The organism is Salinimicrobium sp. WS361, from assembly GCF_050750585.1.
Taxonomy (GTDB): domain Bacteria; phylum Bacteroidota; class Bacteroidia; order Flavobacteriales; family Flavobacteriaceae; genus Salinimicrobium.
In genome coordinates this window covers 276,766-293,736 of record NZ_JBOJLM010000002.1, presented here as the reverse complement: position 1 = coordinate 293,736, position 16,971 = coordinate 276,766, and the positions used below count along the sequence as shown (strand labels likewise).

The following is a 16,971-nucleotide window of genomic DNA, read 5'->3' as shown; positions in this document are numbered from 1 at the left end:
TAATATTGAGGATCAAAATCTTTACCATCAGGTTATCAGAAATAATTATGTTTAAGCACGTAGCACTACTACTCCTGGTTTTGTTTTTTCAAAGTGTAAGCGCCCAGATAAAGTTAAACCATAATGTTGGCGAGGATTTAATTGATAGTGGAATGTCCTCTTGTGAAGAAGAAGAAACCTGGGGGAGGGTATTTAATCTCTCAGATTATGGAGTGACTAAAAATGAGCAATTTATCATTAGATCGGGGCAGGTGGGTATAAGTAAATCTGATAATGGCGCCTGGATTGGGTTTGGCGTATATAGTATTGATTCGAATTTCCCGGAATCTGAACCAGTTTTCATAGGTAGTAGAGAAAATATTCTCCTGCCCAAAATAGATACCCCACAAATTATTCAATTCGATTTTGAGGAACCTGTTGTTGTGCCGGCAGGTGTGGAAAGAATAATGATCGTTATTGGAAAATCTCAAGATTATTATAATCCTAATTCCGCCGAGGTAATTATTGCTGGTACAAAAGAAGACACCGGGGAATCGTATTACTATGGATGCAGAAAATACTATTCCTTTACTTCAACCCACGATTTGGAAGTTCCTGTTCCCAATGCCAATTTTTTTATCAATGCTACCGGGGAAGTCTTTAGCACTTACAATTCGGGATCGAGTACTACGCTTAGTCATAGTGTTTGTGATGATTTACTCAAGCCATATATCACTGGCTGCAATGGTGGAGGTGTAGGCTGGTCCAGGGATTATATATTGAATGATTTTGGAATAGGTACAAATGAAGAATTTGTCATCAATTCAGGACAGGTAGGAATTCAGGAAGTGGGTTATTCCGTTACCGTGCAATTCAGGATATATAAAATTGATGCCAATTTTCCTGATTCCTTTTCAGAAAATGATCTAATTGGTAGTAGCCAGGTGGAACCGGTTCCATATTTTGTTAGCAATGCCCAGTTACCTAAGATATTCCATGTAGATTTTGAGGAACCGGTCATCGTTCCAGAAGGGGTTGAAAGAATATTGGTAGAAGTATATAATGGAGGGAATTACGCATTTCCGGCTTCTACGGCCCAGGATACCGGCACTTCCTGGTTTAAGTTTTATGCAGGCGGCTGCAGCCGCTATGAAGATTTTGTTGACATTAAAGGATTGGGGTGGCCAGATACTAAATTGTATATCAATGTTACGGGAAAGGTAAACCATGTTGCCAACGATTTTCAAATGAACATAAGCAATATTTGTTCAGAATTTTTAAAAGAATTCAGCCTTACAGATGCTTCGGAAGTATCATCGGTCACATGGGATTTTGGAGATCCCGCATCAGGATCAATTAACACTTCGACAGATCTATCGCCCTTTCACGATTTTTCAGAAGATGGGACTTACACTGTAACCGCTACTGTTAAAGGTAAAAACGGAATTACAGAAGTGGTGACCGAAACTATAGATGTTAAGGAACCTCCCAAAGCTTATGGCATTAATAATTTAGAAGCCTGTGAAACTCAGTCTGGCACAGGAGTTTATTCAGGTTTTGACACTTCAGGCATTAAATCGCTGGTATTAGGAAATCAAACAAATAAGGTGGTAACTTTCATTGATGGGAGCGGAAATAGATACAATGAGCTGCCTAATCCCTTTACAAACACTGTAAAGAATCGGGAAACGATCAAGGTAAGAGTAGCGAGAAGCGATGAATTATGCTGTTACTCCGAAACTTCTTTCGATTTAATTATAAATCCTTTGCCAGATCTGTCTGTTATTGAAGATATAATGATGTGCACTGAAGATACTGATGGATTTGCTACGTTCGACCTGTCACAGATCCATGCAGATCTTTCGAAAAATAGCACCGATATAAGTTTTTACTTTCAGAACGGTCAGCAAATTTCTAATTCTCAGTTAGACGAAGTTGTTAATAAAGTAAAGGATAAAGAAACCATCACCGTTCGGGCTACAAATCCTGTAACGGGTTGCTACAATGAAATAAATTTTCAAATTGTTGTAACTCCTCCCCCAATTGCAAATACTGTAAGCGATATAACCGGCTGCGACGATAACAACGACGGTATTTCTGAATATTTCAATACTTCAAATATTGAAACCGAAGTCCTGGGAAACCAGGCAGGAATGGAAGTATCTTATTTTGATGGATCGGGAAACCCATTGCCCGGCCCCTTGCCCAATCCTTATACCAATACTCAACCTAATAAGGAAACCCTGACAGTTAGAGTTACGAATCTGCAAACCGGTTGTTTCGCGGAGACTCTTATAAATTTGGTTACTTCATCCAAACCGGCAGTTAATCAACCTGCAACACGCTATGCCTGTGATACGGGTAATGGAATAGCTGCTTTTGATACATCCAACATAGCAACTGAATTGATTGGAAACCAATCTGGTTTACTGATCTCTTACTTTGATAAAAGCGGAAAGGAACTGTCCGGTTTCAGCAATTCGGAATTCATAAATTCTGTTCCCTATGAGCAGGAAATAACCGCAAAAGTTGAAGATCCTAATAGTTCCTCCTGTAGTGTTGAAGTCAGCTTCATTTTAAAAACTGTCCTTCCACCGAAAGTTGAGCTTGAGGAAACTTACGAGATCTGCAGTTTGGGGGAATCCCTGGAATTGCAGGTAAATGGTAGTTACACCGCCTGGACCTGGTTCGGGCCGGCAGGAAATATTATTTCAGAAGCAGCTTCTGTTACCATATCTGCTGAAGGTACCTACGGGTTAAGTGTGCTGGAAGAAAAGAATGGGATCATTTGCGAAAGCTTTAAGGAATTTGAGTTACTTTATTCTGAAGCACCAAAGATTGACGAAATTTTGTACAGCAATTTTTCAAAAGATTCAAGGATTGAAATTCTTGCCTCTGGTGACGGAGTCTTTGAATATTCAATAAACGGCAATGATTTCCAGGCTTCCAACATTTTTACTCCGGAAGCAGGCGGAACATATATAGTAACGGTAAGGGATATCAATGGATGCGGAGAAGTTTCTCAAACAATAAATTTTCTCAATTATCTACGATTTTTCTCCCCCAATAACGACGGCTACAATGACCGCTGGAATATTAGCGGACTACCCGCTAATGAGGATCCCCTAATTCAGATTTATGACCGCTACGGAAAGCTTTTGAAGCAACTCTCTGCTTTAGGTGAAGGGTGGGACGGCACCTATAACGACACACCTATGCCGGCAGATGATTACTGGTTCAGGATATCCCTGGCTGACGGGAAAACCTATGGCTCCCATTTTTCCTTATTGCGGTAATTTGGGTCTTTTTTATTCAAATTTTCTCCCATCAGTTCGAGTGAATCTGCACTAGCGCTAGCAGGGGCAGATTTGTATCGAGAACGACGGAGTTTCAGAGTCGCCTGTTCTCGATACTTCCTGTTCTCAATATAATTTTCCCTTCGCATTCGCTCAGTAAAAACCACTCCAACTGACGGCGAGGTCGATTCCAGATTCAGAACTTAGATTTTGGCATTCTGGAATATAACTGCTAACTGACCACTGCGCACTGACTACTATTCCGTACGCCTCTGTTCTCGATATCGAGAAAAACAGTTATTAAAATGATTTCCTTACCATTCCTTCTTCATGAGGTTCAGAAGTGTTTTTAATCACAAAATCCACAACACCAAGTACCAGTTCCTCTTCTGTAATTACATCAACTTTCCATTGGCCTTCCCTAAGATTGTTTTTATGAGTATATCCACGGAAACCAAGATCACGCCCACCGGTAACTTTAAAGCTAATGTCATCGGTTACTTCCCATTTCTCAGTTTCCGGATTGTACCATTTCCATCTATGAAAAATTGACTTTTTTAAATCTGTAGGTGCAAAAACAGAAGTAAATACATAAACTCTTTGACCTGCCTGGAGATGAAAATTGGTGTCATGTTTACGCCAGAATACATACCATGGATTCTTCTCGTAAGTAACGATGTACTCGTTATTTTTTCTATGCACATCATGGGCCACCAACCCGGTATCCATAGCCAGCGGTACCGGTGGAATAAGATTGAAATAGTAAAAAATATTAATCGTTATATAAATAGAAAGGATAAGTGTGATCAGTTTTTTCAGACTTATCTCAGCTCTCATGCCCGGGCTTGACCTGTAAATAAACCTGATGAGTGCCAGCGTAGACCACAAACTTACGAGTCCCGAAATGATAAAAATAAAGGTATTCATTTTCCTTATCAGCGTGGGAATCATAAAAGCGAAAAAGGTAAAACTGATAAAAAAATAAACACTAAACTGAAGGTATTTATTGGAGATCTTCTTTTTAAGAAACTCATTTGCAAATAAGAGCAGGACCAGCAGTATGAAAAAAAACATAGTTTTTGACATGGACACACTTCTAAAAAAATAGATCACAAATGCACTTGAAAGTGCGCCAAAGAAGAACTGTATGGCTAGCGGAAAATATTCGGAATAACGTCTGATAAAAGTACCTTCCCACTTGGCTTCATCTACTGTATTATATAAATAAAGTGTTAGGGACAATAAGGTCATATGCGAGCAAAGAACCACCGTATCATAAACACGATCTATTCGCCCTAAGGTCAATGTATCAAATATAAAACCACCCATAAAAAAAAGAATGGGAGCGTACTTTTGGTTGCGGAAAACATACCTTCCAAAAGCACTGTTTCTATATATTACTAAAGCTCTCTTCATAATATTTTGAGTAGCGAATATTATTCTTCAACAAACTTCTTATCTGCTCAGCCGCCACAGGATTTGCAGAATGTACTTTGAATTTCAGGTTCCTCAGGTCGAGACCTGATTTGTAAACCAGCCATTTCGCGGCAGCATAACCATCGGGTGCAATTTGGCCATTTTCATCCAGACCCAGATCATTATCGAAACTGATGAAGTCAGGGAGCCCATTTTTCTGAATATAAGCTAGGAAATCAGCATAGCTTCGAACCACTTCAAATTCCGCAGCTAACTCAGCATCATAGATCCATTCTACTTCCCGTATGTCATCAAGAAACATTTTTTTCATCGCAGATTACCTAAACCCAACCGCCTTCCGCTGCGGACTCTTATACTGCTCTTCTTCGCTAATGTTATAGATCTCCGCCAGGGTCATCTCCTTACTGGCATAGTAGTCGGTATTCTGCTCTCTGAGTAAAGCATTCGCTTTTTCGGGAGACAGAGGCTTGAATTCGTAAGCAGACTTTAACCGGCCTTTGCGTTTAAGGGCGGGATCAATGTTTTTTACATCAGTGTTGAAAGTGGCAATAATTTGTATGCCTAATGATTCTCCAAGTATCCCGTCGGTAATATTGAGGATCATAGCGAGATTTGAATTGCGTTGGTGGTCTCTGGAGACAATGAGCTCTTCGGCATCTTCGATAATAAGTACGCAGTTAGGATTTTTAATGAGGTACCGTGTCATAGCAACATTATCCAAGTTTTGTGCCATCTGACCGGGGAGAAATGTGATTTCTTTATTCAAAATCCCACATAAATATTTTAGATAGGTACTTTTTCCGGTTCCCGGTTTCCCGTACAGTAGGTGGAGACCACTCCTGTCGTTTTCTTCCAATATTGAAAAGATCTTCTTATGATATTCCGTGAAATCATCATTATAAACCTCTTTAAGGTCAAGCTCGGGTTTGGCAAATTTGATTTTTTTATTATCAAGGCCATGGGGTTGCGATATAATGAGGTTTATACGTGCTCCTTTATCCTCTGCTATCTTTAGAGAGTTGGTAAAGCTGAAGGTGTCTTTTAACAATTCATGATCTTCTTTGTTGAAGAAAACCGTTATCTCATCATTGTCCTTATAAACCACAATTTCATCTTCTAAAACATAGCTATAATCACATTTCCATTCCTCAACTGAATCATTTTTTTTGAAATGATGTCCAAGTATATTTTTTTGAAAACGAACCGGAAATTCCCTGTAGAATTTCTTCATGTCTACATTACTAAACGTCTGCTGACTTGCTATAGTTCCATAATAACCTGTATAAAGAAGTTCTGGGTTTAATGAGCCCCACCTGTCTATAATAAAAGTCAGATTAAATTCCGGAAGAAATTGAGGCTCCGTTTTATTGCCGTAGTTCATGGTTTTATAATAGCTTTTTTAGTTGTAGATAAAATTCCGCCCCGGCACCATCTCTCCTTTACCCCTACAATCCAGGAAAGTTTCACCCGAAACGGATTATGTTTTTATTTGATAATTCAAAAATGAATAAAGCTCACGCCAATTCGCGACGCGTTAAAAAATTATTAATAGCCCTTTAAGGCATTCTGAAGCTGTACTTTGATAGTTTTTTTCAGGCTTTCCGGTTCCAGCACCTTTACCTGATCGCCATAAGAAAGCAATTCCATTCTGAAATCGTAAGTAGACCGGATGAAATAGGTAAACCTGATTTCATCTTCGTTCTTTAGAACCAGTTCCTGGCTGTGATGGAGTGGGAGGGATTCTACATATCTACCTTCCCGGGGAGTAAAAGACAGCACCACTTTTTCAGCTTCTTCATTTGTGCCGTTAATGATGCCGAAACTATCATGAAAATTTTTATGAACACTGTATTCTACAGGAGTGAATTTCAATGCTGTAATCGTCAGATTTGAAATTCTGTCCAAGGCAAAATTTTTAACCTTGTCTTGATCCAATGCGATCAAGTACCAGCGGTTCCTGGCTTCTTTTAAAGCAATGGGATTCACAGTCCGACAGCTTTCTGACTCATCCCAAAATTTATGGTAACCAAAGGTGACAGCGAGGTGGTTCTGAATGGCATGAAGGAGACCTGCCATGTGCTCTGTGCCTAAAGATCTACGGTTTTCAAAAATGAGATTATTACCAAGGCTTTTTGAAAGACGAATAGCGTTTAATATTTCGAAATTTTCCCTGAGCCGTTGAGAATGATTGTCTTCAAAATCATCTTCTATAAAATACCGGTTATGGCTCCGATTAGACTTAATTGCGATTCCGTAGATGGAGTCTATATCTACAAGATCACGTTGAAAGGTTCTTTGGGAGGTGAGGAGATTTTCTTCGATAGAATCAGGATCATTGGACATCTCATTTTGGAGCTCTTCAAAACTCATTGATCTTGTTCTGAGCAATGAAATGATCTTGAAGTGTCGTTTTATGGTTTGGCGTACGGACATAGTGATTAATAACATAGTTTAGAAAAGAAATTCGAAACCTGCTCTTTGAAAAGCTCAAGTGGGATGCGGTGACCAAGAAGAGGATCAACCCTTATCTCAAGTTCATGCTCCTGCAGGTGTTTACCCAAAAAAGCCAAAGTTTTCTGAGGGTCTACCACATCATCCTTTGCCCCCAGTAGTATCTGTTTTGAAGAATCAGCCTTCAGGAATTTTTCCTCCGGGAGCATTAGACTCCATGGATGTTTATGTAAGGGAGGATTAAATAAAAGAGCAGGACGCCCAATCCAGTTCGAAATGATATAGGCATTTAAAGCTCCCATACTACTGCCAATAATTACATTGAATTCGGTGTGAGGATAATTTTGAAGAATACGAAGATGGTAGGCATCTCCACCGGAGTAGTCAATGTCGGGAGCAAAGACATTTCCAAATTCCGCCAGGACCTTCCGTTTCTCCTTACTTAATTTGCTCTTCAAACCGTGCAGGTAAAGAATGTTCATAATCGCTTCTCATTGTTAGTGAAGTAAAGAAACGGAGAGAAAGCGACAAAATAAGTCGGGTTTATTCAAAAGCACAGAAAAAATCCTCAATTACTTTTTCATCCTAAGCTTTTTCCGTTTTGATAATTAACGGATATGTCGCTTTGAAGAAATTTAGTAGGAATTATATGAAAATGAAGAAGAAAAAGATGGTTTTAGCAAAAAATAAATATTCTGTACCTATTCTGTACCCATGGAAAAAAAGAAAGGCTTCACATTTCTGTGAAGCCTTGTCTTTGCTAGTAGCGGGAACTGGACTCGAACCAGTGACCTTCGGGTTATGAGCCCGACGAGCTACCTACTGCTCTATCCCGCGATATTGGACTGCAAATATACAACCGATTTCTTCTTTACCAAAGAAAAAAATAAAAAATTATTCGGAGATCCAGGCTAGAGCTGTTAACCGCTCCTCATTTGTAAAAGTTTTGATATCAGTAGGCATAATAAGGTCTTTGATAAACATACTGTTCCTCAGCCAATCAAGGTCTGACACCACTGCAATCTTTCTGAAATTTCTCGTGTGGTTCAGGTTAAAAGCCATTTGTTCTAAAAAAGCTTTAAAACCTAATTTGCTACCTCTCTTGATCTCAAAAAAGATACTAATCTCCTCATGAACTTCTATTTTATCCAGAATTTTAGCCTGCACATTTTCAATAAGCTCCTCATCAAGATCTGTATCTATTATTATTCCCACTACATTTTCAGCTAATTCAAAAGTTGATACCATACAATTCAAAGGATTTTATTCTCTAATTTAGTGAAAATCTCCTAAGAAAAAAGGGAAATCATATATAACAGCCTGATTATCTATTGCTCTATACTACTGACTTCAAATTCCTGCAGCTCGCCTGACTGGAATCTAACAGATATCTCTATAGGATTGCAACAAATCTCACAATCTTCAATATACCGCTGCCTCTTTACAGAAGTATCCAGCAACATAGAGATCTCTTCCCAACAGTAGGGACATTGAAAGAAATGTTCATACATGGCTAACTTACCTTTTCAAGCTCTTCCTGTACCTGCTCCCACTCCTTCATGGCTTTTTCAAGCTCCTTCTTTTTAAACTGGTAATTCTTGAAAAAATCGGGACGCGCCATGGCCTTCTCATAGTTGTTAGCCAGTTCAAGGTCCTTCTCCTTTATTTCCCTTTCAAGTTTGGTGATCTTAGCTTCTATATTGCTCAACTTGTTATTCAGGGATTTCAGCTTTTTTTGATTCTGGTAAGAGTCTTTATTGCTGCTTTCTTTTGGTGCCTGTTTTTGTACATCGCGTTTCTCCACCTCACGCATATCTACCAACTTTCGCTGCTCCAGGTAGTAATCTATATCTCCCAGGTACTGTTTTATTTTATGATCTTTAAATTCATAAACTTTATTGGTGAGCCCCTGAAGAAAATCCCTGTCGTGAGACACCAGGATCAATGTACCTTCAAAGCTCTTTAGAGCGTCTTTTAAAACGTTCTTGGATTTAATATCAAGGTGGTTGGTAGGCTCATCCATTACCAGCACATTAAAAGGTTGTAGCAACATTTTGGCCAGAGCCAAACGGTTTCTCTCGCCTCCCGAAAGCACTCTTACATATTTATCGACTTCATCGCCCCGAAAAAGAAAAGACCCAAGTATATCCCTCACCTTTGACCTGTTCTTCTCGTTGGCCGCATCTATCATAGTATCCAGAACAGTCTTTGAACCATCTAAATACTCTGCCTGATTTTGAGCAAAATATCCTATTTGTACGTTATGCCCCAGTTTAAGCTCGCCTTTATAGTCCAGCTCGCCCACAATGATCTTTGCCAGCGTAGATTTACCCTGCCCGTTTTGCCCTACAAATGCAGTTTTTGAATCACGTTCAATCAAGAGGTCAATATCCTTCAGCACATTTTTATGCCCGTAACTTTTAGTGATATGATCAGCTTCAATAACCACCTTACCCGGCACCACAGAAACCGGAAACTTCAAATTCATCACCGAATTATCGTCCTCATCTACTTCAATACGGTCTACTTTGTCCAGCTTTTTAATGAGAGATTGTGCCATACTTGCTTTTGAAGCTTTGGCCCTGAATTTCTCAATAAGCTTTTCGGTCTGCTGAATTTGTTTCTCCTGGTTCTTTTGAGAAGCCAGCTGCTGCTCCCTCAATTCCTTCCGAAGAACAAGATATTTTGAATATGGTTTATTAAAGTCGTAAATCCTTCCAAGGGAGATCTCAATGGTTCTGTTGGTCACATTGTCGAGGAACATCTTATCGTGAGACACGATCACCACAGCTCCGGGATAGTTGTTAAGAAACCCTTCCAGCCAGATAATAGATTCAATATCCAGGTGGTTGGTAGGCTCATCCAATAGAAGGATATCGTTTTGCTGAAGCAGCAGTTTTGCCAGCTCAATCCGCATTCTCCATCCTCCAGAGAAGGTATCGGTAAGTTTGTTAAAATCATCACGTTTAAAACCTAGCCCCTGGAGAATACGTTCTGTCTCCCCCTGGTAATTGTAACCCCCGTGAATCTCGTATTGATGCTGCACATCATTGAGATCTACCATTAGTTGATGGTACTCTTCACTTTCATAATCGGTACGCTCAGCAAGCTGGGTGTTGATCTCTTCAAGCTGTTTCTCCTGCTTCTTGATCTCTTCAAAAGCTTCATAAGACTCTTCAAGAACCGTACGCCCTTCTACAAAGTCTATATCCTGCTTAAGAAAACCAATTTTTAAATCCTTGTCAGATGCAATTTGGCCCGTATCGGGTTCCATTTCGCCCGAGAGGATCTTGAGCATGGTAGATTTTCCGGCCCCGTTTTTACCTATTAGCCCCACTCTGTCACCGCCACCAAGCCTAAAGGTGATCTCTTCAAACAAATATTCTCCGCCAAAGGAGACCGATAAATTATGTATATTCAACATTCCTCTTCAAAATTTCTGCAAAGATGCTCATTTTTTCAGGGTAAAAAAATAGGCTACAGATTGATATAGCTAATTAAAAACCAGTTAGACTCAAAAGTGTTGCCATTATTACTTCGGAAAAAGTCTTTCACGCACCCTATTTTCATTCTGTGGAAAACCTTTCAGAAGGCTTATTCTTTAGCCGAAAGATCCGTAAATTTGTAACTCTTACCGAAGCTTATGAACTCATTAAAAGGAAATAAACTGTACAGCATTTTCACAGGTACCTGCCCCGTTTGCCAGGAAGAGAGTATGTATAAGGAAGATAACCCTTACAAGATCTCAAAGCTGTTTGCCATGCACGATCGCTGTTCAAACTGTGGCACCAAGTATAAAATGGAACCTTCTTTTTTCTTTGGAGCAATGTACGTGAGCTATGCGGTGGGAATCGCCTTCGCCACCGCAGCTTTTGTGATCTCTTACTTCTTTTTAAGCCTGCCCCTGCTGCCCACCTTTATCATTATTGTGGCTACGCTGGTCATATTCCTGCCGGTCATAGTGCGATGGAGTAGAAATATCTGGGTCAATTTCTTTTTTAGTTACGATCCAAAAAAGGCAAAAAGTTAAGCTCTTTTATACCACTTTCGGGTAAACCTGGAGATGTCAATTTCGGGATCCAGTTCTTTACCTTCATCAATAAAATCTAAAAGTTCTTCAGAAATTGATGGAGCTATTAAGATTCCGCGGCTTCCAAAACCATTGCATGTATAGAGATTTTTGTGGTACGGGTGCTGCCCCACCATTGGTCTACGGTCTATCGTAGAAGGTCGCAAGCCCGCAACCTGATCTACCACTTCAAAATCGGTTTTAATAAGATCCTTCAGTTTTTCAACCAGCTCTTCCCTGGCTGCCTGGGTGGGTTCGGGAGTTTTATCGGTATTGCTGTAGGTTGCCCCTACGGCATAATGATCTCCACCTGCCGGAAAAATAAAGATCGAAGATTTTACGCCTACTTCCAGGTCGAGTCCCTGTGCTTTAATGATGATATACTCCCCTTTATTTCCTCTTAACGGAAGATAGCTGAAATAGGAATTCTTCTGAATCCCAAAACCTTCGCAAAAAATGACATTTTTGGCACCTATGTTTTTGTACTGCACACCCGAAGCGGTTAATTGCAGTGCATCATGATCAAAAGTTTCCTTTACAAGCCAGCCCTTCTCCTGAAGGTGTTCAGAATAGGATTCCAGAAGGTAACGCGGATCAATTCGGGAGGTTTTCAACACTTTTCCGAAAGAAAATTTCCCCGGTATATGTTTATTTACCGAAGCAACAAGCTTTGTGTCGAGGAAAGGGGCAATTTTAGGCTTATCGGCGGCTGCAAACCAGTTGTTCTGCTCTTCTATTGACGAAAACCTCCTGTATACCTCCAGAGGGCCTAAAAATGTCTTTTCGAGATGCTCTTCCATATCCTTATAGAAGGCGTATGCCTTTTCCAGTTGCTCATCGGACTTCCAGGCCAGGGTGAAGCGCTTCAGGATAACAGGATTCATGAATCCGCCGGCCACTTTTGAGGCTTCCTGGCTGTCATCATCAAAAACAACAAAGGATTTTCCGGCTTTTTCGAGCCTGTATGCAAGGCAGGTTCCACTAAGGCCCGCCCCAACAATAATATAGTCTTTCATGTTACAAAATTAGATATAAAAAAACGCCTTTTCGGGGAAGAAAAGGCGTTATAAATTCATTCATGCGAACAGTTTAGTAATTCCACATATCCTGTTCAAAATTCCTTATTTGCTCTTTGATCCTTTCAGACTCCAGCAATTGCATAAAGGCATTGTTACTTATGTAATCATCAACCTGGCGGTTGCCCTGCACGTTATCTTCCGCATAAATAACCGCGTTGAATCTCCGCGCGTTAAGTAAGTGATCAAAGGATACGGGATTTGATGTATTATCGGGGTTATAAGCATAAGCTTCGTTCAACACTTCTCTTGCCCCGGGAAACCACACCCAGAAAAGCTCTACTAACGCAGAAGCCCCTCCCTGGTCTATAAAGTTCACGTCGGGTGCAACTGGTGCAATGGCCAGAAGCCTGTACTTAAGCTCTGCCTGGCGCTTGTCAAAATACCAGTACCCGCGAATGTGATATTCAGCAATGTCGGCTGAAGAAATATCTCTTCGGCTTATAAATTGTTGATCAATCTCTTCCCCGGCATTGTATTGCTCGATACCAAGATCGGTCGTGTCTACTTTAGACAACGCCGCCTGGATGTCATTCAGGGTACGCTTATCATTAAAGTAAGAGTCGGCATAGATATTTTTAATCTTTCCACTTTTAATACCGGCTACCAACACGTCGTAAAGAGAGCGTCTTGAACCCCCAATCTGGTTAGTATCTATAGGATAGTACAAAGGGAAATTCACTCTTTCATCGAGATCTATGATCTCCCAGGTGGTCTTTGCCCAAAGTACATCCCTGTCATCAACATATCCATACTCCAAAGGATCGTTCTTTCCATAGGTAAGCTCTGCCTTGGTAGGGCCTCCTATTTCGTCGGGACTTTTGGCATTAAGAAGATTACTTTGGCCAAAAGAGGTCACCGAAACGAGCAATCCACATAATCCTAACAATAATCGGTTCCAGTTCATGTTCTAATGATTTAATTTGTTAATTCAACCAGTACCGGAGATACCTGCTTTAGCTTATAACCTGAGCTTCCGGCTAGTTGAGCTTCCACATCAAAGATCTGGATAGTCTCGCCTCTGCCTGCTCTTCTTAGCGCTCCAATAGCACTCTGGTCAAGCTTTTGTCCTCTCACCTGAATAGTTGGCTGACCCGGTACACGGAATTTGAATCCGGTTACTCTTAGATCAACATCAAATTCAAAATCGGGCAGAGCTGCTCCAATGGTTGAAATTTCAAGGTTTTGACGCTGCATTCTTACCGTTCCATCTTCCCCTCTTACAGTTCCAACAGGTCTTGGTATATCGCGTACTCTAAATGTTTTGCTGTCGCTTACTTTTTCTCCTCCCGGAAGTTCACCACTTACATTGATGGTCACTTCACGAGCCTGGAGCGTAGTAACATCCATAATGTAATTTCCGGCTCCACCTGCAGATCTTAGTCCCGGTGCATTTGCCGATACGTTACCCACTCCTGGTATAGAGATGGTCATTGGGTTTGCAACCCCACGATAAACCACGTTCATCTTATCGGCAGAAATTACTGCGGAATTAGGTTTTGGAATAACGCTATATGAGCTGGTCACAGGGATTTCTACAATAGAATCTCCTTCTTTAAACTGAAGTTGCCCGGTAATTTTTTGCTCACCCACATTCCCGGCTGGGAATTTAAGCTGCACCTGCCCGGCCTGTGTAGAAGCCACTTTGTTACCGTTGATTACAACATTCTCAAAACGCAAAGAAGGATCTACTCTTCCTAAAACCACTTTCCCGGAGAATTGCTCCCCACTAAAGAAGGCAGTCTTGTCGGGAATTACAATTGCTTCATAGTTGGTCAAAGAAACATCGCTTTGAAGCTGGCCCGAAAGCATAGCTGAAAGCGCATCGTTCTCTGCCGACTTCGCATCTCCCTGCATTTGTGTAAGCTTCGTAATAGATGCTATTAGCGGAAACCCTTCAAAGTTATAAGATAACCATGGGCGTTTCACACCTTCACCATCTACAACAGGTTCTGTGCTAAATTCTCTTCTAACCTCAGATGCTATTTGAGAAAAATCTTCTCCTAATACATTCGCAACACCTTCACGGTATTTTTCGATTTCGGCAAGAAATTCCTTTCCTGCTTCACTTGGCTGCCCGCTTGAGAAAAGATATTCATCAAGTTGTGCAGACTGATCCATTGCCTCGTAATCTTCACGCTCATCACCTTCAATATCTGCAAGCGCTTTTTCCTTTAGATTATCAATGTAAGTAGTAAAGTTAGTAGTTAAGGTATGAATTTGCTCCGCCTTTTCCTGCAACGGAACATACTTTGCCGGCTGCTCTTGAGCTTTTGTTGCCAATCCTGCAATTGCAGCGGCATTTCTTTCAGTAACAGAGGCATTTGATTCGGCTAAACTTTCGTTAATCATTCCAAAGGCAGTAAGTACTTCTTTGGACATATTTAGAGCCATCATTGCGATGAAAACCAGATACATCAGGTTAATCATCTTCTGTCTTGGGGTTTGTTTTCCAGACGCCATTCTCTAATTTTAGTTTGTTCTTTTAAATTTTTTTAGGGCAAAAAGCTTCCTATTAAGCCTTAACGTGCATAGCAGAAAGCATTCCTCCGTAAACATTGTTTAGAGAAGAAAGGTTGGTAGCCAAAGACTCCATTTGCTTATTTAACCTATCAGCGTTCTCGGCTACTGCATCATTCACTTCTGCCTGGCGTGAAGCAGACTCTACCTGTACTTTATAAATACTGTTCAATGACTCCAGTTGATTTGCAGCCAGGCTCATTTCCTCGCTGTACTTCTTTTGAGAAGCCATAGCATCTACTGTAGGAGTAATATTTTTTGCGGCACCTTCAAAGTTTCTAATACTGTCCCCAAGGCTGCTCATCAAATTGGCATCGATCTTAGCCTCACGTAAAATATTGTCAAGTTTTTTAGATAACATCCCTTCAGTTTCTTCATTGCTCACCAGCGCCTGGTTACCGCGGGTTGCCGGTGTACCACCAGCGAGTTCGGGATAAACAAGAGACCAGTCTACTTCGTCATCTACCGGTTCAAATGCAGACACAGCAAAAACAATTGCTTCTACAATAAGACCAATGATAAGCATTAAGTTACCAAAAGGCCAGTGCATGATTTTAAATAGTGCCCCCAGGATAACTACAGAAGCACCCAGACCATACACCATATTCATTAATTTCTTACTCGACTTTGATTGTGCCATGATAAATAAAAATTTAGTTCTTTTTTAATAGGTTATTTGTGAAATAGGGATTTTTATCTTGTTTGATTCAGGGTAAGATCTGTCCCCAAATAGTCCTGTACCGTTCTAAAGCCGATGTAACTACGGGCAGAATCTGCATATTCATAATCGCGTGAACTTACCTGAAGAAAATAAGCTACATCTTTCCATGATCCTCCACGGACCACTTTCTTCATGTTAGACTCATCATTAACTGACGGGTTCATAGATGAAGAATATTCATAAGATGCAGGATCATACGATGAGAAAACCCACTCGGCGACATTACCAGCCATATTATACAATCCGTAATCGTTAGGCTCATAAGATTTAGCCTCTACGGTGTACAAAGCCTGATCGGCTGCGTAATCTCCTCTTAATGGTTTAAAGTTAGCCATAAAACAACCGCGGTCGTTCTTGGTATATGGTCCACCCCATGGATAAGTAGCAGACTCAAGGCCACCCCGGGCTGCATATTCCCATTCAGCTTCTGTAGGTAAACGATAAGAGTTTACATTGTGCTCTCCTTTTGATTTCCTGTATGTGTTGTGATACAGGGTTCTCCATTGTGCAAAAGCACGTGCCTGTTTCCAGGAAACCCCCACCACTGGATAATCGCTATAAGCATCATGCCAAAAATAGTCGTTGTGCATGGGCTCATTATAGGAATAGTTAAAATCTTTGATCCAAACAGTAGTATCTGGATAGATCTGAATTTCTTCAGTTTCAATAAAATCGGCACGCTTACCCGGTTCTGCTCTTGCCGCCGAACTTACGTCCATCCAGGTGTAGCGAAACTTAAGATGGTTCACATCAAAAGAACGCTGGCCATTGTATGCTTCTTCAATAGGAATATAAAGGGTATCCATCACCTCAGCATAGTACTCATCGGGGTAGTCTCTGGTATCCCAAATAATATCTACATCCTTATTGATCTTTCTGCCTTCATAGTCCCCAAGACTGTAGTAGTTATTGTACATGTACTGTTCATAGGGAGTCATATCGGCCTCATCGCTATCCGCAAAGGCAAATTCACCAATTCCTCCTGTCCCGGGGGTTTCACCAATCTCTTCGGCAAAAATGGCAAGTTTCATTCTGGTTACCGAATCTTTTACCCAGTTCACAAACTGGCGGTATTCCGCATTGGTAATTTCGGTTTCATCCATATAAAAAGAACGAACTGTAACAGTTTTTGGCGGAGCATTGTTCAATCCGGCAATATCATCATCACTTTTACCCATGATGAAGGCACCACCAGGAATTAAAGTCATCCCCAACGGTTTTTCGGGATGCCATTTCTTTCCCTGTGCACCAACCAATTGCCCTTGATCACTGCGACCACACGAGGCCAAAACAGAAATTACAGCAATAAGCGAAAAAAATTTCCTCATAATATCTCTCAAAGTTAGGACATAATAGCTCCAAGGCAGTAAACCTATTTATTTATTTTCTAATAAACAATTTATTTAGTTAAAATGCAGAAGT

Annotated in this window: 15 protein-coding genes and 1 tRNA gene; 2 read left to right on the top strand and 14 right to left on the bottom strand. The window is 40.7% G+C overall.

Features of this window, described 5'->3' with window-relative positions; translation table 11 throughout:
• Nucleotides 1-47: 47 nt before the first annotated feature.
• Nucleotides 48-3,275, top strand: a complete 3,228-nt coding sequence (locus ACQ93I_RS03235) for a T9SS type B sorting domain-containing protein (protein ID WP_431697113.1) — start codon at nt 48-50, stop codon at nt 3,273-3,275.
• 300 nt (nt 3,276-3,575) lie between these two features.
• Here the strand turns inward: ACQ93I_RS03235 and ACQ93I_RS03230 are convergent, their stop codons facing one another.
• The 9 genes from ACQ93I_RS03230 to ACQ93I_RS03190 all read right to left on the bottom strand — a co-directional run bounded on the left by ACQ93I_RS03230 (nt 3,576) and on the right by ACQ93I_RS03190 (nt 10,587).
• A complete protein-coding gene (locus ACQ93I_RS03230) occupies nt 3,576-4,691 on the bottom strand; it encodes a DUF2914 domain-containing protein (RefSeq protein ID WP_431697112.1) in 1,116 nt (371 codons plus the stop codon).
• Complete coding sequence (locus tag ACQ93I_RS03225; RefSeq protein ID WP_431697111.1) at nt 4,666-5,022, bottom strand: cyclic-phosphate processing receiver domain-containing protein; 357 nt, start codon at nt 5,020-5,022, stop codon at nt 4,666-4,668. The genes ACQ93I_RS03230 and ACQ93I_RS03225 overlap by 26 nt, the downstream gene beginning before the upstream one ends.
• A 6-nt stretch (nt 5,023-5,028) precedes the next feature.
• Nucleotides 5,029-6,093, bottom strand: a complete 1,065-nt coding sequence (locus ACQ93I_RS03220; protein WP_431697110.1) for an AAA family ATPase — start codon at nt 6,091-6,093, stop codon at nt 5,029-5,031.
• 164 nt (nt 6,094-6,257) lie between these two features.
• Nucleotides 6,258-7,160, bottom strand: coding sequence for a helix-turn-helix transcriptional regulator (locus tag ACQ93I_RS03215; RefSeq protein WP_431697109.1), 903 nt, complete (start codon nt 7,158-7,160; stop codon nt 6,258-6,260).
• Complete coding sequence (locus ACQ93I_RS03210) at nt 7,151-7,645, bottom strand: hypothetical protein (protein ID WP_431697108.1); 495 nt, start codon at nt 7,643-7,645, stop codon at nt 7,151-7,153. The genes ACQ93I_RS03215 and ACQ93I_RS03210 overlap by 10 nt, the downstream gene beginning before the upstream one ends.
• Before the next feature lie 282 nt (nt 7,646-7,927).
• Nucleotides 7,928-8,000, bottom strand: a tRNA-Met gene (locus ACQ93I_RS03205).
• Nucleotides 8,001-8,057: 57 nt separating this feature from the next.
• Nucleotides 8,058-8,411, bottom strand: a complete 354-nt coding sequence (locus ACQ93I_RS03200) for an STAS/SEC14 domain-containing protein (RefSeq protein ID WP_431697107.1) — start codon at nt 8,409-8,411, stop codon at nt 8,058-8,060.
• An 80-nt stretch (nt 8,412-8,491) separates the two neighbouring features.
• Complete coding sequence (locus ACQ93I_RS03195) at nt 8,492-8,674, bottom strand: CPXCG motif-containing cysteine-rich protein (protein WP_266068469.1); 183 nt, start codon at nt 8,672-8,674, stop codon at nt 8,492-8,494.
• 2 nt (nt 8,675-8,676) lie between these two features.
• Nucleotides 8,677-10,587, bottom strand: coding sequence for an ABC-F family ATP-binding cassette domain-containing protein (locus ACQ93I_RS03190; protein ID WP_266068468.1), 1,911 nt, complete (start codon nt 10,585-10,587; stop codon nt 8,677-8,679).
• Nucleotides 10,588-10,806: 219 nt separating this feature from the next.
• On the opposite strand from ACQ93I_RS03190, the gene ACQ93I_RS03185 reads away from it, so the two are divergent.
• Nucleotides 10,807-11,193 carry a DUF983 domain-containing protein gene (locus tag ACQ93I_RS03185; RefSeq protein ID WP_423819891.1) on the top strand — a complete coding sequence of 129 codons (387 nt, stop codon included), beginning with the start codon at nt 10,807-10,809 and terminating at the stop codon, nt 11,191-11,193.
• On the opposite strand, the gene ACQ93I_RS03180 is transcribed toward ACQ93I_RS03185, so the two are convergent.
• The 5 genes from ACQ93I_RS03180 to gldK form a co-directional block, all read right to left on the bottom strand.
• On the bottom strand, nt 11,190-12,248 hold the full coding sequence (locus tag ACQ93I_RS03180; RefSeq protein WP_431697106.1) for an NAD(P)/FAD-dependent oxidoreductase: 1,059 nt from the start codon (nt 12,246-12,248) through the stop codon (nt 11,190-11,192). The genes ACQ93I_RS03185 and ACQ93I_RS03180 overlap by 4 nt on opposite strands.
• Nucleotides 12,249-12,321: 73 nt before the next feature.
• Nucleotides 12,322-13,215, bottom strand: a complete 894-nt coding sequence (gldN, locus tag ACQ93I_RS03175) for a gliding motility protein GldN (protein ID WP_431697105.1) — start codon at nt 13,213-13,215, stop codon at nt 12,322-12,324.
• An 11-nt stretch (nt 13,216-13,226) separates the two neighbouring features.
• Nucleotides 13,227-14,771, bottom strand: a complete 1,545-nt coding sequence (gene gldM / locus ACQ93I_RS03170) for a gliding motility protein GldM (protein ID WP_431697104.1) — start codon at nt 14,769-14,771, stop codon at nt 13,227-13,229.
• A 52-nt stretch (nt 14,772-14,823) separates the two neighbouring features.
• Complete coding sequence (gldL, locus tag ACQ93I_RS03165; RefSeq protein WP_431697103.1) at nt 14,824-15,468, bottom strand: gliding motility protein GldL; 645 nt, start codon at nt 15,466-15,468, stop codon at nt 14,824-14,826.
• 53 nt (nt 15,469-15,521) lie between these two features.
• Nucleotides 15,522-16,877 (bottom strand): gliding motility lipoprotein GldK, encoded by a 1,356-nt coding sequence (gldK, locus tag ACQ93I_RS03160; RefSeq protein WP_431697102.1) that lies wholly within the window; start codon nt 16,875-16,877, stop codon nt 15,522-15,524.
• Nucleotides 16,878-16,971: the final 94 nt, after the last annotated feature.